The organism is Xenorhabdus japonica (assembly GCF_900115195.1).
GTDB classification, from domain to species: domain Bacteria; phylum Pseudomonadota; class Gammaproteobacteria; order Enterobacterales; family Enterobacteriaceae; genus Xenorhabdus; species Xenorhabdus japonica.
On the sequence record NZ_FOVO01000012.1, the window covers coordinates 1 to 21,850 of the forward strand.

Genomic DNA, 21,850 nt, shown 5'->3' on the forward strand with positions numbered 1-21,850 from the left:
GATTGTAAATCACAAACGATCATCAATGTTCCTACCTTTATGTACTGAAGGCACATCACTGAACTAACTGTTCAATTTAGACCCGTTTGCCCTAGGACTCACTCTCTTGCTGCTGCGATGCACCTTGAAATTCATTGGGTGTAGTGGTATTCATCAATGACCAATAATTTCATCACTTGAACATCCTTGTTCTACTATGGTTAGATTTAAATAATTGGCTTAATGGTTAAACATTAGGAGGATGAGCATAGAAATATAATATGGTGAAGAATAATAAATTATATGAATAATTTTATTGGTTAATATATGCTCAGTTGTTCATTTTGGACACTCAATATATTGAGTGCCCAAATACTTTAGAATATCTAAATCTATTGTTAATGTTTAATATAATCGAGCTGGCTGTATACTGAGGTTTCTATTTTTTCAATCTCGGCCTGCAAAATGAGAATAAGTTGCTTCGCTACGCCGGTTGTCAACCATAATGTTTTGTCAACACTGATATTTTTTGTGTTTTGATCTTGGGTGGTTGAGTAATAAAGACGTATCATTATGGCATCATAGGCATCGACAGTGCTAATGTCCCAGCCTACAACAGGATGAGTCTGAATTATTTCATTGTTTTCCATAATAACCTCCTAATCAGACTACAGAATCATTATTGATATAATTGACTAAGAGCAACAGAACTCATCTAAGATGAGTCCCTCGCAGTATAAACCTTTTTGGCAAGCTAATAAGTGAAAATAACGGGATTTTTTGCATTATAGTTGATAGGAATCATGGTAAGTCATTTCCGTAACTTATAAGACCGGAATTCTGCGGAAATCAAGAACAATTTCCGCACGAGTGAGTGATAGTAATAAAGCTTGGAGATAACGCTACTCACATACCTTTACATCCCATCTGGCATCTTCTCCAGCGAGGAATGGAATTAATTTTTCACCACCACATTCGATATATTCAACGACAGGAGTTGGTTTGCGTGTGAGTTCGATAAAGCCATCATTAATTGGCAGGCCATAAAATGCGGGGCCATTTAGGGAACAGAAAGATTCAAAATATTCCATTGCTCCCATTTCTTCAAAAACAGTGGCATAGGCTGCCAGAGCGGTTGGAGCATTGAAAACGCCTGCGCAGCCACAAGAAGATTCTTTGCGGTGTAGTACATGAGGAGCCGAATCCGTACCTAAGAAGAAGCGGTTACAACCACTGGCAACTGCTGCTCGGAGTGCTTTCTGGTGAATATTGCGTTTCAGTACAGGTAAGCAGTAAAGGTGGGGACGAATACCACCAACCAGCATATGGTTGCGATTGAACATTAAGTGCTGTGGTGTTAGTGTCGCACCTAATTTATCGTTGCCTTCAAGAACGTATTCTGCGGCTTCTTTGGTTGTAATATGCTCAAAAACAACTTTTAATCCAGGAAACTGTTGGCGCAATGGTTCCATTACTTGTTCAATAAAGCGCGCTTCACGGTCAAAAATATCAATATGAGAGGCTGTGACTTCCCCATGGATCAACAATGGCATACCTATTTTTTCCATCGTTTCCAATAAGGGGTTGAGCTTTTTGATATCAGAAACACCATGGCTGGAATTAGTTGTTGCATTAGCTGGATAAAGTTTACAGGCAGTGAAGATTCCCTCTTTATAACCAGTTTCAATTTGATTACTGGCTGTTGAATCTGTCAAATAGCAGGTCATAAGAGGTTGGAAGTGATGATCTGACGGAGTAGCTGCGATTATCTGTTCCTTATAGGCTTTGGCGCTGGCAATATCTGTCACTGGGGGGGCAAGGTTGGGCATGACTATAGATCGGCCAAAAAAACGGCTGGTATGAGGTACAATGGTTTTTAGCATATCTCCATCACGGAAATGAACATGCCAGTCATCAGGGCGGCGAATTTTAATTGTGTGTAATTCAGTAGTCATGGAACCGGCTCCAAAATATAGGTGAAAAACGGTGGATGCTGATTCAGCACTCCTTAAGCCGGAGGAAGATGATAAAGCGAAAATAGCTAAATAGCTATTATTGAATGATAATATTCTCTGAATTTTGGGAAGTTAGAATTTTAAATTTATCTTGGCTAGGGTATTCAGAGGAAATTATCGTATCAAAAAAGAAAATATGGAAATAACAACACGAGGGTGAATTGAATTTGGCTCCTCCAGCTGGACTCGAACCAGCGACATACGGATTAACAGTCCGCCGTTCTACCGACTGAACTATGGAGGAACTCCTTCAAAACGAGGCGGATATTAACGGTATTTTTCACATCTGTCAAAGCAGAAAACACCAATAAGTGTTTGATTGCTGATAATTTGTGCATTGTGCTTTTTTTGACTTAAAATTGAATGCCTTACGATAAATTGGGAAATAGAAGTAGGTCATAAGGGCAAGAAGTAAGAAACCGAAGGAGAAAAAAAGAAGAGAGATTTTTAAAAGAGGGGAACTTAAAAAGAGGAAAAATTCAAAACAGAAAAGTAAAAAGCAGAAAGCAAAAAACCTGATTAGCAAAACTAATCAGGTTCTTCAAAATATTTGGCTCCTCCAGCTGGACTCGAACCAGCGACATACGGATTAACAGTCCGCCGTTCTACCGACTGAACTATGGAGGAATTGAGTTGTTCTTGAGAACGGGGCAAATAATACAGTGAATGATTTGGCATTGTAAAGCGAAAAAAATAAAAATAGTCTCAATCGGCTGAGTTATCATCAATGTGGTGTTTTTTTGTTGTTTTTTGACTAGGGGGTGTTGATGTTTATTGTTTATCATTTACTCAATCCACATCGGTAGCCATATAATGACAAACGCCAGTGCCAACATACTGGCGTAATTCCGTTCAAGCTTATCGTATCTTGTGGCTATTGCACGAAAATGTTTCACTCTGGCGAACGCATTTTCGACTAAATGCCGATAACGGTATAAGCCGTTATCAATTTTCTTATCCGATTTTCGGCTATTTTTTCGATAAGGTATAACCGTTTTCGCCCCGTGTTTTTCAACAAAACGTCTGAACGCACCGCTATCGTAACCTTTATCTGCAATCACACAATCTGATGCCGGTGAATGGGCAACCAGACTTTCCGCATGTACAATGTCATGCGTTTGACCGCCTGACAGCTCAAAATGGACGGGCAAGCCGTAGTTGTCTACGGCTAAATGAATTTTAGTCGAACGTCTGCCTCGACTCTTACCGATGGCTTCATCTTTCCAAATTCATCAGGTAAATCCCGCCACGGACATCCCGTTCTCATTCGATAAAGGATCCCTTCGAAAGTCAGGTAGTGCTCTTCTTTGTGGTAAATACATCCACGTTGTTGCATCAATACAGCTAGCTTATTCCATAAGGATTTTGATAACACGGTTCTTGGCATGATGGGCTGGGATAATCGTTTTTTCGCGAAGACAATGATACCAGATCATCATGCTGTTCAAATTCCCCTCACAAAACGTCAACACGCCCTAAAAATCTCTGATCTTTTGAATACTTATTGGTCATATAATCTTTAGTGGTATTTTGTTTATCTTGTTAAAACTCGACTTATTTTATGATTAACACTTTTATCTCTATTTTTTATAAGTATGAGCTAAATAAGCATAAGCTCTTACAAAATAGGAATATAACAGAATTGGTTTTCAATAGATGCTGGCAACAAGTGCAGAATGTGCTGATCTTAAGAAGAGAGGATAAAAGATCGGGAAGTATAAAAAACGGCTTCCTGATTGGGAAGCCGTTTAATACGATTTAGACTAAATTATCTTTCTTAGCCTTAACATCACGCTTGACTTATTCAGCGTGACATTTGAATTTGGCTCCTCCAGCTGGACTCGAACCAGCGACATACGGATTAACAGTCCGCCGTTCTACCGACTGAACTATGGAGGAATTAGGGATTTTCCTGAGAGCAGGGCGAATATTAGCGATGAACTAGAATAGTGTCAACGCAAAAATTCTTTTTTCTTACCGTTTGCTCGTTATATGAACTTTCTGATTTATTATTGTACTACTTTATTAAATTCCTGCGTTTTTATTAACCATATTAATGGGTTGAACATAAGGTGACTGTTCTGAGCAGGCAAGTATAAACACATCATAAAAACAAATACCCTGCTTTCTATGTATGATATGTTTTATGTCATCTTTGATTTCATTAGGTATTCTAGGATGAGTGAGTATCTTATTGATAGCTTTTTTAGAGACTTGCTCGTTGACAAACCACTCACCATTATAACAGACACGTAAATCGAGTACGTCAATATCTTCGAAATGATAGATTGGTTTGATATCAAATAGCAGAACGGCGGCCATAGCGATAAAAGCTAGAGTAAAGGTAAAAAGAGACCAAGTGCCAAAATAGGGCGCGTACCACATGAGCATAGCAAGAAAAGCATAAGCGATAACCATCGCCAGACACAGGTAAGGGTGGTGGCGAATAAAAATGCTGTTGAAATGCACTTTACCATCACGATGCTCTTTAAGATTGATCCGCTCAAGATCCTGAATCAATATCTGTTTTATGATTTTCATAATACTAACCCACTTATTTGTAGACTCATTTGTATAAATAGTATTGTAAAAAGTGCTGTAAAAATTGTAATTGGATTGAAAATTATGACATTTTCAAGGTTAGCATGTACTGAACCAATATCTGTATAGCAATTGCTTTAATTTATTTGGCAAATTGTTATTGTTGGCGGGCAATATCCGTATTTTTGAGGAGACAAAAATTGAATATATCAAATAAAATTATAAAAACACCTCTTTATTATGTTATTTTGTTCTAATATTGAGCATCTGAGTTTTTTTTAAAACGATAATACACAAAAAGGTTGCTATTCGTGTGCGTTAATGCGTTAATGCGTTTGGCCTGATTAACAGACCTACTTTATGTACGACATCTTGAGTTAATGAGTTATGTGTAAGTGCTATCCCTGGTAGCCTTTGTTGACCGTTTCCTTCTTAGTGCCTCCATAAGTAATAGCTGATAATGGCCAACACATGCCCGAGGTGGCGAGTTTTTTTTGATATATAGGAAAGTCAAATGTCTGACAAAATGAAAGGTCAAGTGAAGTGGTTCAACGAATCTAAAGGCTTTGGTTTCATCACTCCAGCTGATGGTAGCAAAGACGTATTCGTACATTTCTCTGCCATTCAAGGTAACGGTTTCAAAACTCTGGCAGAAGGCCAGGATGTAGAATTCACCATTGAAAGTGGTGCCAAAGGCCCAGCAGCAGCAAACGTAACTGCTATCTAATTTCGCCTTTATGCCTTACTAAGCTCGCCAGCACAAAGTGCTGTGGCGGGCTTTTTGTTTTTCTGTGCCACGAACTTTATCTTACGTATTCGATTCTAAAATTTTCTAGGTTATTTAATTAATAAAAATAACGGAATGGAAATAATAGGATATAAGCCATTAATTTAAATCAGTTGTTATTATATGACTGAATATCTTATTATTGAAATTATATTTCACCGTTACTATTCAGTAAAACAGAAAACCATCACTGTTTTGCAAAAATCTCCCCGGATTGAAATCTTTACTTAGTAATTTTAACTGATTATATACTCCCAAAAATTCTATTGGATACCTATTAATTGGACAGTCAAAGTTTTAGTTTAAGTAAAAAATAATCTGGTAAGTTATTCATTTCTTCTTCGACTACAATCAGCTTTTTTCTGATTGCAATGGTTAATACAGCAATAACTGTATAGCGCTAGCTGGCTATTGACCCGTTTAGTGCTGGCCATGATTGTCAGTTCTAATCTGGTAAAGGGGCTATTGCGATGTCAAAGAAAAAAGCCATTACTAAATTTAGATGCAGAAGGTGAGAAAGATGCTTCTGTGCTTCGCTGAACTTGGTTAACCCGCTTCTACTAAAGTGATCCTAATAACTTAATGAATCAAGCAATTGTTAGGTATTGATGCGGTAATTCTGACATCGATTATCTCCGCCGCTACAGAAAAATTGATGAGTTACCTTTTGATTTTGTTAGACACAGGTTGTCAATTTCCATACAGGATTTGTATAGAAATCATCAGTTAATCTGCAAGGATGCCGCAGAAGAAGCACTATCAGTTTGCTCATCTATAAGGACAAAAGAGAAAATTATTCCTCTCACTGAAGAAAGCCGTAACAATGTAATAGAATTAGTTAAAAACTATAACGAACAAGCTTTCAGGGTGTTAATCATAGCAAGAAGGAGTTAAGTCACGATGAAGTGAAACCTCTGCTTTCTGTTACTGACAAAAAGGGATGGTAATAGAAAGTTTATTAGCATTTTTAGATCTACCAAAAGAAAGTGCTGTAATGGCAATTTTGGTATTAAGAGAAGGTAGTGTTTCAGTTAAGATGCTTACCGGAGATAATCCTGTTGTTACCGTTAAAATTTGTCGAGATATGGATTTAGATTCTGGAAATATTCTTATTGGTTCTGATATTTAACTAATGAGTGATGAAGACCTTTCAAAAGGAGTGGAATTAAGGTTGGTCTTTTGTAAGTTAACTGCCCTGTAAAAACCATGCATTTTAAAGTCATTAAAAAATAATGGTTATACAGTTAGTTTTCTTAGAGATGAAATAAATGACGAGCCGGTATTACGGGATACTGATGTTGGAATTTCAGTTGATATAGCGCCGGATATCGCAAAAAAGTCAGAAGATATCATTCTGCTTGAGAAAAATTTGATGGTATTAGAGGAGGGGGTAATTAAGGAAAGGGAAACGTTTGGGAATACCATCAGGTATTTAAATATGAAGGCTAATTCAAATTTTGGAAACGTATTTTTTGTATTGATCGCCAGTGCATTTATTCCATTTTTACCGATGTTATCCATTAATTTGCTTGTACAAAACCTAATGTACGATATTTCACAACTGTTTTTGCATGGGACAAAATGGACAAGGAGTTTCCGAAAAAGCTTCGTAAATGGGATGCAAAAAATATAGAGCATTTTATGCTTTGAATTGGTTTACATTATCTATTTTCAATATCACGACTTATGCTGTGATTTGGTATATATTTGCAGTGAACAGTATAGAATATCAAGTATTATTTCAATCAGGGTGGTTTGTGGAAGGACTATTGTCACAGACTTTGGTTGTACATGTGTTGTACGTATATTGTGCACACAAAAAATTCCCTTTGTGTAAAGTACGGTAATATTTTCTATTTTAATAATAATTGCAATGAGTATCTATATCCCATTACCCCACATTTAATACCCTAATTGGGTTACAGCCACTATCATGGGAATATCTTTTATGGTTAATTGAAGCACTAATAAGCTATTGTATCATTGCTAAATGATGAAGCGGTTCTACATTCATTGATTTGGTGGATGGTTGTAAATAATTCTCATTACTTTATATCTTATTCTGTATAGGTTAAGGGATGAGTTCATATAGAGTGTATGTCTTTATGACGATCATTATGATGAACTTTTTTCAGATATTTAGAATAGGTTTTGATGTTATTCTTTGAACATGAACCGTCTATCACAATATAAATGAATTTAAGGCGATAATAGAGTTATATTTACCTGTTATTTTTTTATTTGAACGCTAATTTAATCTATCTATTGTTATTTTTTAAAGTTAAATAGAGGGAATTACTTTTTAATATCTGTTTTTTATTTCTTTTTATTTTTGGTTTTATTCTTCTTTTAATTAGGTTTTATGTAATAAGATGTTGTTACTAAATTTGCATTTAGGAATTATTTTGTGTTTGTATTTTTTGTTATTCAAGCCAATTAATTTTTAGCCAATACACTACTGTGTTTTGGAGTATGGCTACCGATTTATTTGTTTTAGAAAACCAAAAAAACATTTATCCTTCTTATCATTTGAGGGGTGGGTGAGAAATAAATTAATTAATATTATTAATGTTTGTGTGCATAAGATAGACAATGGGAAAAAATAATCAGCAAGAAGCGATTAGTTAAATTTATGTCACTAACTGGCTATACATGTGTTTACTTTGTTTAGATAAATTTATTAATTGTAATGTCTGGAAATGGCCTGTCTAGCTCTTAGAAAGCTTGAATTTTGTTTAATTAGCAAAGTATTGCTAGTTGTGTTTGTTAGATGATAGAGATGCAGATGTTTTTTTATTTCAATATCATACTGTATTTTATCTTATTTTTGTGATCTGTGTGATGTTTACATTTAAAGTAGGGATGAGGGCTTGCTTTCTTCTGTTTGAAAATAACACGATCATAAACTAAAAATGATCAGACTGATAGCTTTTTAATAACTAGTATTCACATATAATTAATAAATTAAGCATGACAATGATCTAAATCAAGTTATAGTGGAAGATGAGTGCATACCCACATTATCAAGACGCAAATTTTATTAACATTCTAATAATTTAGCTAAAGTAGATATTTTTTATCGTTATTTTAAATTTATAAGTTTAATAGATCGTATAAAATAAAAAACAATCCCTAATATTTTTATTTAGATAATTTAACTTATTAATTGTAGACTATTTCTCGTTTTTTGTTGCTTGAATAGTTAATGAGCTAGAATCATAATAAAAAGTATAAGTTTTGTGATCGTGATCACATAGTATTTAAAAGGACATATATTCTCCGTTGTATAAGTTGATGATTCAGGAGTAAAGTTAATTAGCATTAAGAATATTCTTAATCAATTTTGGCAAGTGCATTACCCAGATGACGCAATAATACTTTCACAACCCATTACCGAAATATTTTAGAAATTGGGCGATCCCAAGAGTAATACAAAGGACAGTTACTGCTCTGGCTAAAGATGTATATTTCAGTTATGTCGGAGATTATTGAATCTCATGCTACTGGTAATTTTGTCGTGAGTGATTCTTTGATCACTTAATTTAATTTTTTCATGTAATCGGACGGGATATATAGAAATGAGTACGGTTGAATTGCTCAAACATATTTATGACATAAATTTATCGTATTTGCTTTTAGCACAACGGCTAATTAACCATGAGAAAGCATCTGCGATGTTCCGTTTAGGTATTAGTGAATCTATGGCTGATACGTTGGCCGAGCTGACATTACCTCAGTTAGTAAAATTAGCTGAAACAAACCAACTGATTTGCCATTTTCGGCTTGAAGACCACGAAACCGTACAGCAGTTAACTAAGGAATCGCGGGTGGACGATCTGCAACAAATTCATACAGGTATCTTGCTGTCTACTCATCTTTTTCAGCAATTATCTGCTCAGGGTGACACTTCAATCAAGAAAAGAGCGTAAAGATGGTTGAAAAAAGTATTGTTCAGGAAGCGAAAGATATTCAGTTGGCAATGGAACTCATCACTTTAGGCGCACGATTACAGATGCTTGAAACTGAAACGAAACTAAGTAGAGGCCGACTAATCCGGTTATATAAAGAATTGCGGGGAAGCCCTCCGCCTAAAGGGATGTTACCTTTTTCGACGGATTGGTTTATGACTTGGGAACAGAATATTCATTCGTCAATGTTCTATAATGCTTACCGTTTTCTGTTGAAAAGTGGACATTGTGAAGGTGTAGAGGCTGTTGTTAAAGCTTATCGGCTGTACCTTGAACAATGTCCTCCGAGTAGTGAAGAGGGACCTATTTTGGCATTAACCAGAGCTTGGACATTGGTTCGTTTTGTTGGTAGTGGAATGTTACAGCCAACACAATGTCGCTGCTGTGGTGGAACTTTCATCACACACGCTCACCAGCCAGTAAATAGCTTTGTTTGTAGCCTTTGCCAGCCTCCTTCACGGGCAGTAAAAAAACGTAAACTTTCCCTTCAACTTGCCGATACTAATTCACAACTGCTGGATGGATTTGCTCAGCAAGCTATGTGAATTTAAATGGGAAAGTAAATGCAGGTTACAGGTTTGATAATAAACTCTGTGACCTGTTATCACATCCTTATTAATTTGTCAACTTGCCCTGTTTAAATCCCATCTGTTCACCAACTTAGCTAAAGGATATCGCGTGTTAGTACTTTTAGGATATATAGTGGTTTTTGGTGCGGTAATTGGAGGCTACCTACTTGTCGGTGGTCACATGGGCGCACTTTATCAGCCAGCGGAATTTTTAATTATTGCAGGTGCGGGAATTGGCGCTTTTATCGTGGGCAATAATGGCAAGGCGATAAAGGCAACACTGCGTGTTTTACCAAAAGTATTGCGTAGATCAAAATACAATAAGGCGATGTATATGGATCTTATGGCGTTACAATTCCGCCTGTTGTCCAAGTCTCGCCAGAATGGGCTGCTGGCTTTGGAGAGAGATATTGAAAACCCACAGCAAAGCGACATTTTCACACAGTATCCTCGTTTGTTGAAAGATCAGTATTTGATGAATTTCATCACTGATTATATGCGCTTGATCATCAGCGGTAACATGAATCCCCATGAAATTGAAGCCTTAATGGATGAAGAAATCGAGACTTACGAACAGGAAAGTGAAGTACCAGCAACTAGTTTGGCAATGGTAGGAGATTCACTGCCTGCGTTCGGGATTGTTGCTGCCGTAATGGGAGTTGTTAATGCATTGGGATCTGCGGATCGTCCGGCAGGAGAATTGGGAGCGTTGATCGCACATGCGATGGTGGGAACATTCTTGGGGATCTTATTGGCTTATGGTTTTGTTTCTCCTCTGGCTACACTTCTTCGTCAACGCAGCAGCGAACAGGTCAAGATGATGCAATGTATCAAGGTAACACTGCTTTCCAGTTTGCATGGTTATGCACCACAAATTGCGGTTGAATTCGGCCGTAAAACATTATTCCTCACAGATCGTCCTTCATTCACAGAACTTGAAGAACATGTTCGTCGGGTTAAATCTCCTGTACAACAAGAAATTGAAGAATAACTATGAGAGAGAATAATGTTTCCGTTGTCAGAATAAAAAAGCGTAAAAAACATGACCCAGGCCATGTTGGTGGATCATGGAAGATTGCTTACGCTGATTTTATGACTGCAATGATGGCATTCTTTTTGGTCATGTGGCTGATATCGATTGCCAGCCCACAGGAATTGACCAGCATTGCAGAATATTTCCGTACCCCTTTACAGGTAGCGATCAATAAAGGGCAGCAAAGCAGTGATAACACTAACCCGATCCCTGGGGGAGGAGATGATGTTTTCCAACAGAACGGGGAAGTTTTCCGTCAATCCAAATCCGTTGAAGCCAACGAAGAAACTCATCGCCTGAATCGATTACGCCAACAACTTGATCAATTGATTATTACAGATCCTCGTCTTAAAGAGCTCCGCCCTCATCTATTGATTGACATGATGGATGAAGGTTTACGCATTCAAATTATCGATCGGGAAAATCGCCCAATGTTCATGATTGGCAGCTCAAAGGTTGAAAGTCACATGAGCAATATCTTGCGGGCAATTGCGCCGATTCTGAACGGCATTCCAAACAAAATTAGCCTTTCTGGTCATACCGATAGTTTACAGTATGCCAACGGTCAGCGAGGTTACAGTAACTGGGAGCTTTCTTCTGAACGTGCCAATGCGTCAAGGCGTGAATTGCTGATAGGTGGTCTGGATGGAGTCAAAGTCCTGCGGGTTGTGGGTATGGCATCCACTGTCAGTATGCAGAAAGGTATTGATCCCAATGCACCGGTTAATCGTCGTATCAGCATCATTGTATTGAATAAAGATGCAGAAAAAAGGATTGAGCAGGAAAATAGTGGTGGTAACGCCATGACCGCTAACAATAGTATGGATATACAAGAAGTCATCAGAATGGATTCGAATGAGGGAACGACTGCTCAGCAACCTACCGAACAATCCCATGTGACCATAAAACATGAAATCATAAAATCGGAACAGCCATCGGCTGAACCGTTGAGTGATACTAAGATGACAGAGTAAGTAACGATGGATATTACCGCGTTTTATCAGACTTTCTTTGATGAAGCAGATGAACTATTGGCTGATATGGAGCAGCATTTATTGCTGCTCAATGCCGATGAACCTGATCGTGAACAGCTGAACGCAATATTTCGCAGCGCCCACTCCATTAAAGGGGGCGCTGCGACTTTTGGTTTTACTAAGCTGCAACAGACTACACATGTTTTGGAAAATCTGCTCGATAGTGCCAGACGTGATGAAATACGTTTGACTATTGACATTATCAACCTGTTTTTAGAAGCGAAAGATATTATGCAGCAACAATTGGATGCCTATAAAAGTTCTCAGGAGCCGGATGAAGATACATTCAATTATATCTGCGAGACACTGCGTCAGCTTGCATTAGAACTACAGCAAGAGCAGCAGCAGGAAGAAGCATTTTTTGCAGCAACATCTGTAGTTCAGACCGAACTTATCACAGAAGACGTTGTAAACGAAGTTGAGGAAAAACAATTTGTAGCATCAGTTCAGTCCGAAGAAAATCAGCCAGAAGAGAAACATGTCTCGGCAGATAAATCCAATCATGGGCGGATACGTGTTCATTTATCTGGACTGAAAGAACGAGAAGTCAGTTTAATGAAGGATGAGTTGGGGCATCTTGGTGAGATTTATGATGTAGAACAGACTGCAAACAGCCTTGAAGCATCATTGATTACGTCTGCGACAGAAGATGATATCACGGCAGTATTGTGCTTTGTTATTGAGCCTGAGCAAATAACTTTTTTACCAACAAATGAATCTCAATCGGAAAGCACGGACACTGAAACGGAACAAGATGCTGTAGCAAAAAGTGATGTTGTAGCAAAAACTGTGGCAGAAAATAGTACAGCAGACAGTGATACGACAAACAATATTGCAACAAGCAACAATGCAGTAAACAGCAGCACAGCAAAAAATACGGCAGCAGAGGCTACCACAGCAGCAAATACAATAGATACAAATAATCCACAGCCGACTAATACCCCGAAAAAAACAGATGTACATGAAGTCGGGCGTCCCGCTCCACGTCCAGCAGCGGGATCGCCACGTCAACGGGCGGAATCGTCCAGTATCCGTGTCGCGGTTGAAAAGGTTGATCAGCTTATCAATTTAGTGGGCGAATTGGTCATTACCCAATCTATGCTGGCACAACACTGTAACGGTCTAGAGCCGACAAAACACAGTGAATTACTCAGTTGCATGGCTCAATTACAGCGAAATTCCCGTGATTTGCAAGAATCCGTCATGTCAATCCGCATGATGCCAATGGAATACGTTTTTAGCCGTTATCCGCGCTTGGTGCGGGATTTGGCTGGGAAACTCAATAAAAAAGTGGAATTGACACTAATTGGTAGTTCGACAGAACTGGATAAAAGTTTGATTGAACGGATTATCGATCCCCTGACGCATCTGGTACGCAACAGTCTTGACCACGGTATCGAAAGTCCGGAAAAACGTCTCGCGGCTGGAAAATCAGAAACGGGTAATTTGACTCTGGCAGCTGAACATCAAGGCGGAAATATCTGTATTGAAGTTATTGATGATGGTGCTGGTCTAAACCGAGAAAAGATCTTGGCAAAAGCACAATCTCAAGGTCTGAGTGTCAATGAGAACATGAGCAACGAAGAAGTGGCTGTGCTGATTTTTGCTCCCGGTTTCTCTACCGCAGAAGTGGTAACAGATGTCTCTGGCCGCGGTGTTGGCATGGATGTGGTCAGGCGCAATATTCAAGATATGGGCGGACAAATTCAGATTAACTTCCAAGAAGGGAAGGGAACTGTTATTCGCATTTTGCTGCCACTGACATTAGCGATACTGGATGGCATGTCGGTTAAAGTTAATGGTGAAGTTTTCATCCTGCCATTGAGTGCAGTGGTCAGTTCATTGCAGCCACAGGATGAAGATATTTATCCGTTGGCGGGTGATGAAAAGTTATTGCAGGTACGTGGTGAATATTTACCGCTACTTGAACTGTATCGCATATTCGATATCTCGAATGGAGTGACTGATCCAACGAAAGGTATTGCTGTCATTGTGCAGAGTGCCGGGCGTCGTTATGCATTGCTGGTGGATAAACTGGTGGGGCAGCATCAAGTTGTTGTTAAAAATATTGAGAGCAATTACCGCAAAGTACCGGGCATTTCGGCTGCTACCATTATGGGGGATGGTAGTGTTGCGCTCATCATTGATATTCCTGCCTTGCAGAAACTTAACCATGAGCAGTTGGCTGAGCGCAAAGCGGATTTGGTGAATAACAAATAAGATTATCCAATCACACTAAAAGGTAACATCATGTCAGCCATAGAAGAATTAAATAAATTATCGGGCGAAACGATCGGAAAGGAGTATCTGGTTTTCACCTTGGGTGACGAAGAGTATGGAATTGAAATACTGAAAGTGCAGGAAATTCGCGGTTATGACCAAGTTACCCGTATTGCGAATACACCTGATTTTATAAAAGGGATCACCAACCTGCGCGGAGTGATTGTCCCCATCATCGATTTACGGATTAAATTCTCGCAGGAAAATATCACGTATGATGATAATACCGTGGTGATTGTCCTGAACTTGCTTAACCGTGTTGTTGGGATTGTCGTTGATGGTGTGTCTGACGTGCTGTCCCTGAAAGAAGATCAGATTTGTCCTGCACCAGAATTTGCGGTTACTTTATCAACAGAATACCTAACAGGACTTGGTTCTCTTGATGAACGGATGCTGATTTTGGTTGATATCGAAAAACTTCTTAACAGTGAAGAAATGGCTTTGGTCGATTCAGTTGCAAGAGGTTGATATTTTGGGCTGCTGCAATAAAAAACAGCAGCCCTTTTGTTCTAGATCAAAAAAATGCTGTAAAAAATCAATTTTTAGAATTACGCGTAAAGTTCCCTTTAAGTGTGCCGATAACACTGGCATAGCAATTTATTACAAAAGGGAAGTCATGTTTAACCGAATGAAGATAGTGACGGGACTCATCTCAGTCATCATATTGTTTGGTGCTTTGCAATTTATCTCCGGGGGATTGTTCTTCAAAGGGTTGAAGAATGATATAAAGGCCTTTGATTTAGTAGATAAAATGCGACAGCAGCAAACCTATCTGGATGAAAGCTGGGTTAACCTGTTGCAAGCCCGCAATAACCTGAACCGTGTTGGCATTATGTATATGATGAAAGGTCACGGTGTTGAAGGTAGTTATAAAGCTGAAGAAGCTTTGGCAGAAGCCAGAACTAATATTGCCCGTGCCGAACGGTTCTTCGAGCAATATGACCAGACTGAAAAAGTGTCTTTTTATGATCAAGAACATCTTCAACGTTTGAAACAGACCCATCATGATTATCTCAATGCACTTAAAGAGTTAGATAACATGCTGGTGCATGAAAAGTTTAAAGAGTTTTTTCTCCAGAAAACGACTGATTATCAGAACGCTTTTAATGAGGAATTCGACTTTTATCTGTCCCAGAGCGCAAAACTTTATGATCAGATATCACAGGAAGCTGACAAGGCTTACAGCAATGTCATCGCTTCGTTGATCTTTGTGATGACTCTGCTGGTTGTGGTCATGATAATAAGCTGGATTGGCTTACGTAAAGCATTGATCGATCCATTGAATCAACTGCTGGATAATATTAAGGCCTTCTCAAAAGGGGACCTGACCCAGACGATTACCGTATCTGGTAATAATGAAATGGGCATGCTAGCTGTTGGTCTCATGCATATGCAAACGGAACTGATCAATACGGTCAGAAGTGTCCATCAAAGCACCCAAACCATCTATACCGGTACTAGTGAAATTGCCGCGGGTAACAACGATCTTTCTTCTCGTACTGAACAGCAAGTGGCTTCTCTGGAAGAAACTGCTGCTAGCATGGAACAGTTGACTGCAACAGTAAAACAAAATGCTGACAATGCTCGTCAAGCCAGTAATTTAGCTGACAACGCCTCTGAGATCGCCCGTCAGGGAGGTAAAATGGTATCCAACGTCGTTCAGACGATGCATGAGATTGCAGACAGTTCTCGCAAAATTTCCGATATCACCGGCGTGATTGATGCCATCGCTTTCCAAACCAACATTCTTGCACTTAATGCTGCTGTAGAAGCTGCCCGTGCTGGTGAGCATGGACGTGGTTTTGCCGTGGTTGCCGGTGAAGTGCGTAATCTGGCGCAGCGCAGTGCAGAGGCGGCCAAAGAAATCAAGGCGCTGATTGAAGATTCTGTAAATCGTACCGATACAGGCTCTGAGTTGGTAGGAAGTGCTGGTGAAACAATGAATAAGATTGTCGATTCTGTGACTCGCGTGACTGACATCATGGGAGAAATTGCGTCGGCTTCTGATGAGCAAAGTAGAGGAATTACCCAAGTTGGTGTTGCTATTTCTGAAATGGATAGAGTTACCCAACAAAACGCGTCACTGGTTGAGCAGTCTGCTGCGGCTGCGGCGGCATTGGAAGAGCAGGCCAAAATATTGACCAAAGCTGTTGCGTTGTTTCAGTTACCGGAGCAGGCAGAAAGGATGCAGCCTGAAAATAGAAAACATGAAGTTTTATTGACGAGAAAATTGTCAATTCCTCCAGCTAATAAAACGAATACTCCTGTACTGAAAAAAAACAGTAGCGTGGAAGACCCATCTAATTGGGAAACATTCTAAAAAAATAATAGCGATAACTACGGCTGCATTATGCAGCCGTTAAACGAGGTGATTACATGTTAGGCAGGCTTCGCATATCAACCAGTTTGTATCTATTACTGATGATGTTTTGTGTTATGCAAATTATTTCGAGTGGTTTATCTCTGGGAATAGTTTATACGGACCAGTCATATATTGAAAAAATTGATCTGGGCACTCAACGGAGAGATACCCTTGGCTTGAGTTGGGCGGCATTGTTACAAACGCGTAATACTCTGAACAAAATCGCAATTGCTCAGAAAGTGGGACAGCCACAGTCTCAAATAGATGCAATGGAAGCATTGCTCAAAAGCGCACTGAATGAGGCAGACAGGAATTTTGCCAAATTCAGTTCATTACCCCAGATGGAAAAAACTGACAATAGCGTAATTTTATTGTCTGCGGTTGAACGTTCTTACCAAGAATATATCAACGCATTAAAAGAATTAAAAACTTATCTCTATGAAAATAATTTTCAGGCTTTTCTTGATCAATCTACAGAAGATTACCAGCGTGCAATGGAAATTGCATATAACAATTATATGCAGCACCTCGGCTCTAATATTAGAGAAGCGGTTTCTGATGGTGCGTTTTATTATAAAGTATCCATTGCCATGTTCTTTGGCGCTATCTTGATGGTATTTATTGTTTCAGTAGTGGCTCATTGGTGGCTGAGACGTAACCTGCTCAGACCATTTTCGAATATGAGAGCTTGCTTTCAGGATGTGGCCGAAGGTCGCTTAGATAAAGAAGTTGCCGTGACCACCAATGATGAAATTGGTGATATTTTCCGAAAACTGCGTGACATGCAGACCTCATTAATCAAATCCATTGCCTCTGTGCGTGAGAATACCAACCAGATGTATTCTGGCATTCAGGAAATCACGCAGGGCAATACAGACTTATCTTCACGTACAGAACAACAAGCGGCATCATTAGAAGAAACGGCTGCCAGTATGGAAGAGTTGACTGTTACCGTCAAACAAAACGCAGAAAATGCGCGCCAAGCTAGTGAACTGGCAGTATCTGCTTCCCAGACCGCTTCAAAAGGTGGTGAACTGACCACAAGTGTTGTGGCAACTATGGATGAGATCGCCAACAGTTCGAAGAAAATCAGCGCCATTATCAGTGTTATTGATGGCATCGCTTTCCAGACCAATATTCTGGCACTGAATGCAGCCGTTGAAGCGGCACGTGCTGGTGAACAGGGACGTGGCTTCTCTGTGGTAGCCGGTGAAGTACGTGACTTGGCACAACGTAGTGCTGAAGCAGCGAAAGAAATAAAAACCTTAATCGACGAATCTGTCAATCGTGTTAACCAAGGTTCAGAACTGGTTAACAATGCGGGGCAGACTATGGATGAGTTGGTTAGATCGGTAAATCAAGTAACTGATTTAATGGCCGAAATAGCTTCTGCTTCTGATGAGCAAAGCCGTGGTATTCATCAAATTGCCCAAGCTGTCAGTCAAATGGATCAAGTCACACAGCAAAATGCCACATTGGTGGAACAATCCGCGGCTGCGGCTTCTGCCCTTGAAGATAAAGCAGACATATTGGTGAAAACCGTAGCTCAATTCGAACTGCCTAGAAGCTTGGAAAATGAGCACGATTATCAAACGTCTTCTGCATCAAACATGACCGATGAGTATGTTGTAAGTCAGGTACATTGAGGTCAGATGAAATCCAATTTAATAGCTTCAGATACTGATGCTACTGCACCGCTGAACTTTATGCTTCAGCGGCATGCTTTGTCGGATGCGCAATTTGAGCGCATCTGCCAGTTTATCTATCAACGGGCTGGCATTGTATTGGCAAAAAATAAACGTGAGATGGTATACAACCGCTTAGTCAGGCGGCTTCGTGTATTGGGTTTTAATGATTTTGGACAATACCTGTCAATTCTGGAACAAGATAGCCACAGTAAAGAGTGGGAGCTGTTCATCAATGCATTGACCACCAATCTCACGGCATTTTTCAGGGAAATCCATCACTTTCCCATTCTGGCGGCACATGCCAGCAGGAAAAATGGAGGAACATACCGCGTTTGGAGTGCTGCTGCTTCAACGGGGGAGGAGCCGTATTCTATAGCAATGACCTTGTGTGATGCGCTGGGGCATCGGTCAAATCGGATAAAAATCATTGGCAGCGATATTGATACCAGTGTGCTGGAAAAAGCCCGGCAGGGTGTCTATCGATTGGAAGAATTGCAATATCTTACGGAAAGCCAAAAGAAAAAATATTTTTTCAAAGGAGTTGATCTCTTTGAAGGATATGCTCGGGTTCGCCCTTTACTGGCTGAATTGGTGAATTTTCAGCACTTGAATCTACTGGATTCTGATTGGGCGCTAGAAGGCAAGTTTGATGCGATATTCTGCCGTAATGTCATGATTTATTTTGATAAGAAAACACAGGAAAGGATCTTGCGCCGTTTTGTCAATTTTTTAAAACCGGATGGTTTGCTCTTTGCAGGGCATTCCGAAAACATCACTCAAATCAGCCGAGAATTCTACTTGCAAGGACAGACCGTTTACGGTGTAGGTCGGGCAAGGAGGGGTCATGAATAAAATAACTGTTCTTTGTGTGGATGATTCGGCGCTGATGCGTCAAATCATGCGGGAAATCATCAATAGCCACCCCGATATGGAAGTCGTGGATTGTGCACCAGATCCATTTGTTGCCCGCGATTTAATCAAAAAACACCGCCCACAGGTATTAACATTGGATGTTGAGATGCCGCGCATGGATGGAATTGATTTTTTGGAAAAATTAATGCGATTACGCCCCATGCCTGTCGTGATGGTGTCTTCTCTGACAGCAAAAGGTTCGGAAATCACATTAAAGGCACTAGAATTGGGCGCTGTGGACTTTGTGACCAAGCCACAACTGGGTATCCGTGAAGGTATGTTGGCTTATAGCGAACTGATTGCCGAAAAAATCCGTGCTGCAGCCCAAGCCAAAGTCAGTACTGCGGCACCTGAATTTGTGAGTGTTCCCCCCTTGACTTTTAAGCCGCTATTATCCAGTGAAAAACTGATCGCAGTAGGGGCATCAACAGGAGGAACAGAGGCAATCAAAAATCTGCTGCAACCCTTGCCAGTCACCAGTCCGGCTTTACTGATCACTCAACATATGCCCCCGGGTTTCACTCGCTCTTTTGCCGAAAGGCTTAATAAATTAAGCCAGATTACAGTAAAAGAAGCTGAGGATGGAGAACGAGTCTTGCCGGGACATGCTTACATTGCTCCAGGGGATCACCATATGGAGCTTTGCCGCAGTGGTGCCAATTATCAAATCATGATCACTAACGCGCAGCCAGTTAATCGCCATCGTCCTTCTGTTGATGTTTTATTTCGTTCCGTTGCCAAACATGCAGGGCGTAATGCCGTAGGCGTTATTTTAACCGGTATGGGCAATGATGGTGCTGCGGGTTTGCTGGAAATGAAGCAAGCAGGAGCTTATACGTTGGCTCAGAGCGAAAAAAGCTGTGTGGTATTTGGCATGCCACGCGCAGCGATCCAGTTGGGGGCGGTAGATGAAGTTATGGATCTTCAAAAAATCAGCAAAACTATGCTGGCCAAAATCAGCATGGGGCAATCGATTCGTATTTAATTGTTGTATTTGATGTTAATTTTTGCAGCGCTGTGCTGCCGGGTAAGTGAAATTCCAAGGAGTTTTTATGGCAAGTAAGGATCTGAGATTTCTGGTAGTCGATGACTTTTCAACTATGCGTCGAATTGTGCGTAACCTACTGAAAGAATTGGGATTCAACAACGTAGATGAAGCACAGGATGGAGCAGAAGCGTTGACTAAACTTCGCACTACCGAATTTGATTTCGTTATTTCTGACTGGAATATGCCAAATATTGATGGTCTCGAATTGCTGAAAACGATTCGCAGTGAAGAAAAACTGGCTGCCTTACCTGTTTTGATGGTAACGGCAGAGGCGAAAAAAGAGAACATTATTGCAGCAGCGCAGGCCGGAGCCAGCGGTTATGTTGTGAAACCGTTTACTGCGGCCATTTTGGAAGAGAAACTCAGTAAAATATTTGAAAAACTGGGGCTCTAAGGAGACAAAATGAGTGAAAATCCAGTCATGCCGAGAGATGCGGCGATCCCAACCAGCGAAATAATCAGTCGTATTGGGCAGTTAACGAGAATGCTGCGTGATAGTTTACGTGAACTGGGATTGGATCAAACTATCGCTCAGGCGGCTGAGGCGATCCCAGATGCGAGGGAGCGATTGAATTACGTTGTCCAAATGACGGCTCAGGCGGCTGAAAGGGTGCTGAACTGTGTTGAAGTAGCACAGCCCCGTCAGAATGAATTGGAAGCGTCTGCAAAAGACTTGACCCAACGCTGGGATGAATGGTTTGCAAACCCGAGCAATTTGGATTTAAGCAATGCCCGCTCATTGGTAACAGACACGAGAAACTACCTGAATCTCGTGCCTGACCATGTCTCATTTACCAATACTCAATTGCTTGAGATTATGATGGCGCAGGACTTTCAGGATCTCACTGGGCAGGTAATCAAGCGGATGATGGAAGTTATTCAGGAACTGGAAAAACAGTTGGTCATGGTATTGATGGAAAACATGCCCTCTGACCAGATGGCTAAGGCGAAAAAAGAGAACAACAGTCTTCTTAACGGCCCTCAGGTTAACCAGAGTAGTGCTGGCGTTATTGCCAACCAAGCACAGGTTGATGATTTGTTGGATAGTTTAGGTTTTTGATAACGAGTTCGAGTGCTTTAACGAACAGAGTTTTTATATTTTGATTGCGTTTGGGTGAGCTGAATGGCTGGCCCAAACGTCTGCTCCGACATTATTTTTCCCATCACTTTTCTATACTCATTATTTTTGAATATATCGGAAATAAAATTAGATCACAGCGTTATCCAATTTAATTTAGTGTATAAATATACACGAATCTAAATCATGCAGAGGAGAACGTTGTGAAGTCGATTGATAAGGTCATTAAGTTGAAAAATTCATTTATTTCTTACCATAAGGAATTTCAATAAAATCAGTAAAGTAACAAAAATCCAGTCTTCTTCCTGCATGGCACAAAACGGATTGCTTTAGGATTAACCATAAATATAAAAAATTATCTTAATCAAATAGATAAAGATACACTGATTATTGGATTAAGTAGAGGTACGTTAATTCCGCCTTATTTGGTACGTGAAGTTTATAAAAATGTGAAAAACAGTACATATAAAGAAATTAATAGTGGTCATGCGGTGCAAATTGAGAGGCCAAAAGAATGGATTGGCTTAATCAAAGATTTCACTTTTTCAACATCAAT

Annotated in this window: 17 protein-coding genes, 3 tRNA genes and 2 pseudogenes; 15 read left to right on the forward strand and 7 right to left on the reverse strand. The window is 39.9% G+C overall.

Annotated features, from left to right (window positions below):
- Positions 1 to 377 precede the first annotated feature (377 nt).
- From bssS to BM135_RS06515, 7 genes and pseudogenes are all read right to left on the reverse strand, one after another.
- Entirely contained in the window at positions 378 to 632 is a 255-nt protein-coding gene (gene bssS, locus BM135_RS06485; RefSeq protein ID WP_092518960.1) for a biofilm formation regulator BssS, read from the reverse strand.
- A gap of 249 nt (positions 633 to 881) precedes the next feature.
- Positions 882 to 1,934, reverse strand: coding sequence for a dihydroorotase (gene pyrC, locus BM135_RS06490; protein WP_092518962.1), 1,053 nt, complete (start codon positions 1,932 to 1,934; stop codon positions 882 to 884).
- A gap of 228 nt (positions 1,935 to 2,162) precedes the next feature.
- Positions 2,163 to 2,238: transfer RNA gene (locus BM135_RS06495), tRNA-Asn, on the reverse strand.
- 307 nt (positions 2,239 to 2,545) lie between these two features.
- A tRNA-Asn gene (locus BM135_RS06500) sits at positions 2,546 to 2,621 on the reverse strand.
- 158 nt (positions 2,622 to 2,779) lie between these two features.
- Positions 2,780 to 3,381 (reverse strand): annotated as a pseudogene (locus BM135_RS06505) (IS5 family transposase).
- Positions 3,382 to 3,817: 436 nt separating this feature from the next.
- A tRNA-Asn gene (locus BM135_RS06510) sits at positions 3,818 to 3,893 on the reverse strand.
- A gap of 126 nt (positions 3,894 to 4,019) precedes the next feature.
- On the reverse strand, positions 4,020 to 4,535 hold the full coding sequence (locus BM135_RS06515; RefSeq protein WP_092518964.1) for a YlaC family protein: 516 nt from the start codon (positions 4,533 to 4,535) through the stop codon (positions 4,020 to 4,022).
- 514 nt (positions 4,536 to 5,049) lie between these two features.
- Between BM135_RS06515 and cspE the strand changes: the two genes are divergently transcribed.
- The 15 genes and pseudogenes from cspE to cheZ all read left to right on the forward strand — a co-directional run bounded on the left by cspE (position 5,050) and on the right by cheZ (position 21,276).
- The gene (cspE, locus tag BM135_RS06520) at positions 5,050 to 5,262 is read left to right on the forward strand and encodes a transcription antiterminator/RNA stability regulator CspE (RefSeq protein ID WP_045958852.1); all 213 of its coding nucleotides are present in this window, start codon (positions 5,050 to 5,052) and stop codon (positions 5,260 to 5,262) included.
- A 747-nt stretch (positions 5,263 to 6,009) separates the two neighbouring features.
- A complete protein-coding gene (locus BM135_RS18100; RefSeq protein WP_479688438.1) occupies positions 6,010 to 6,216 on the forward strand; it encodes a hypothetical protein in 207 nt (68 codons plus the stop codon).
- A 55-nt stretch (positions 6,217 to 6,271) separates the two neighbouring features.
- Positions 6,272 to 7,339: pseudogene (locus BM135_RS17910) on the forward strand (cation transporting ATPase C-terminal domain-containing protein); the annotation flags it as partial.
- Positions 7,340 to 8,900: 1,561 nt separating this feature from the next.
- Positions 8,901 to 9,251: a flagellar transcriptional regulator FlhD gene (gene flhD / locus BM135_RS06535; protein ID WP_092518968.1), complete on the forward strand. Its 351-nt coding sequence runs from the start codon at positions 8,901 to 8,903 to the stop codon at positions 9,249 to 9,251.
- A 2-nt stretch (positions 9,252 to 9,253) separates the two neighbouring features.
- Positions 9,254 to 9,835 (forward strand): flagellar transcriptional regulator FlhC, encoded by a 582-nt coding sequence (gene flhC, locus BM135_RS06540; protein ID WP_092518970.1) that lies wholly within the window; start codon positions 9,254 to 9,256, stop codon positions 9,833 to 9,835.
- Positions 9,836 to 9,968: 133 nt separating this feature from the next.
- Complete coding sequence (motA, locus tag BM135_RS06545; protein ID WP_092518972.1) at positions 9,969 to 10,850, forward strand: flagellar motor stator protein MotA; 882 nt, start codon at positions 9,969 to 9,971, stop codon at positions 10,848 to 10,850.
- Positions 10,851 to 10,852: 2 nt separating this feature from the next.
- Positions 10,853 to 11,866, forward strand: a complete 1,014-nt coding sequence (gene motB / locus BM135_RS06550) for a flagellar motor protein MotB (RefSeq protein ID WP_092518974.1) — start codon at positions 10,853 to 10,855, stop codon at positions 11,864 to 11,866.
- A gap of 66 nt (positions 11,867 to 11,932) precedes the next feature.
- Positions 11,933 to 14,146 (forward strand): chemotaxis protein CheA, encoded by a 2,214-nt coding sequence (gene cheA, locus BM135_RS06555; protein WP_422646118.1) that lies wholly within the window; start codon positions 11,933 to 11,935, stop codon positions 14,144 to 14,146.
- Positions 14,147 to 14,176: 30 nt separating this feature from the next.
- Positions 14,177 to 14,674, forward strand: a complete 498-nt coding sequence (gene cheW, locus BM135_RS06560) for a chemotaxis protein CheW (RefSeq protein WP_092518976.1) — start codon at positions 14,177 to 14,179, stop codon at positions 14,672 to 14,674.
- Positions 14,675 to 14,822: 148 nt separating this feature from the next.
- Positions 14,823 to 16,526 (forward strand): methyl-accepting chemotaxis protein, encoded by a 1,704-nt coding sequence (locus tag BM135_RS06565; RefSeq protein WP_092518977.1) that lies wholly within the window; start codon positions 14,823 to 14,825, stop codon positions 16,524 to 16,526.
- Between the two features lie 56 nt (positions 16,527 to 16,582).
- Positions 16,583 to 18,214: a methyl-accepting chemotaxis protein gene (locus BM135_RS06570; RefSeq protein ID WP_092518978.1), complete on the forward strand. Its 1,632-nt coding sequence runs from the start codon at positions 16,583 to 16,585 to the stop codon at positions 18,212 to 18,214.
- A 6-nt stretch (positions 18,215 to 18,220) separates the two neighbouring features.
- Entirely contained in the window at positions 18,221 to 19,108 is an 888-nt protein-coding gene (gene cheR / locus BM135_RS06575) for a protein-glutamate O-methyltransferase CheR (protein ID WP_092518979.1), read from the forward strand.
- Positions 19,101 to 20,153, forward strand: a complete 1,053-nt coding sequence (locus BM135_RS06580) for a protein-glutamate methylesterase/protein-glutamine glutaminase (RefSeq protein ID WP_092518980.1) — start codon at positions 19,101 to 19,103, stop codon at positions 20,151 to 20,153. The genes cheR and BM135_RS06580 overlap by 8 nt, the downstream gene beginning before the upstream one ends.
- 67 nt (positions 20,154 to 20,220) lie before the next feature.
- Positions 20,221 to 20,610: a chemotaxis response regulator CheY gene (cheY, locus tag BM135_RS06585; RefSeq protein ID WP_092518981.1), complete on the forward strand. Its 390-nt coding sequence runs from the start codon at positions 20,221 to 20,223 to the stop codon at positions 20,608 to 20,610.
- A 9-nt stretch (positions 20,611 to 20,619) separates the two neighbouring features.
- A complete protein-coding gene (cheZ, locus tag BM135_RS06590; RefSeq protein ID WP_092518982.1) occupies positions 20,620 to 21,276 on the forward strand; it encodes a protein phosphatase CheZ in 657 nt (218 codons plus the stop codon).
- The last annotated feature ends 574 nt before the right edge of the window (positions 21,277 to 21,850 follow it).

Coding starts and splice junctions, on each gene's coding strand:
- pyrC (WP_092518962.1), bottom strand. CDS start 1,934: ATGACTACTGAATTACACACAATTAAAATTCGCCGCCCTGATGACTGG.
- BM135_RS06515 (WP_092518964.1), bottom strand. CDS start 4,535: ATGAAAATCATAAAACAGATATTGATTCAGGATCTTGAGCGGATCAAT.
- cspE (WP_045958852.1), top strand. CDS start 5,050: ATGTCTGACAAAATGAAAGGTCAAGTGAAGTGGTTCAACGAATCTAAA.
- flhD (WP_092518968.1), top strand. CDS start 8,901: ATGAGTACGGTTGAATTGCTCAAACATATTTATGACATAAATTTATCG.
- flhC (WP_092518970.1), top strand. CDS start 9,254: ATGGTTGAAAAAAGTATTGTTCAGGAAGCGAAAGATATTCAGTTGGCA.
- motB (WP_092518974.1), top strand. CDS start 10,853: ATGAGAGAGAATAATGTTTCCGTTGTCAGAATAAAAAAGCGTAAAAAA.
- cheA (WP_422646118.1), top strand. CDS start 11,933: ATGGAGCAGCATTTATTGCTGCTCAATGCCGATGAACCTGATCGTGAA.
- cheW (WP_092518976.1), top strand. CDS start 14,177: ATGTCAGCCATAGAAGAATTAAATAAATTATCGGGCGAAACGATCGGA.
- BM135_RS06565 (WP_092518977.1), top strand. CDS start 14,823: ATGTTTAACCGAATGAAGATAGTGACGGGACTCATCTCAGTCATCATA.
- BM135_RS06570 (WP_092518978.1), top strand. CDS start 16,583: ATGTTAGGCAGGCTTCGCATATCAACCAGTTTGTATCTATTACTGATG.
- cheR (WP_092518979.1), top strand. CDS start 18,221: ATGAAATCCAATTTAATAGCTTCAGATACTGATGCTACTGCACCGCTG.
- BM135_RS06580 (WP_092518980.1), top strand. CDS start 19,101: ATGAATAAAATAACTGTTCTTTGTGTGGATGATTCGGCGCTGATGCGT.
- cheY (WP_092518981.1), top strand. CDS start 20,221: ATGGCAAGTAAGGATCTGAGATTTCTGGTAGTCGATGACTTTTCAACT.
- cheZ (WP_092518982.1), top strand. CDS start 20,620: ATGAGTGAAAATCCAGTCATGCCGAGAGATGCGGCGATCCCAACCAGC.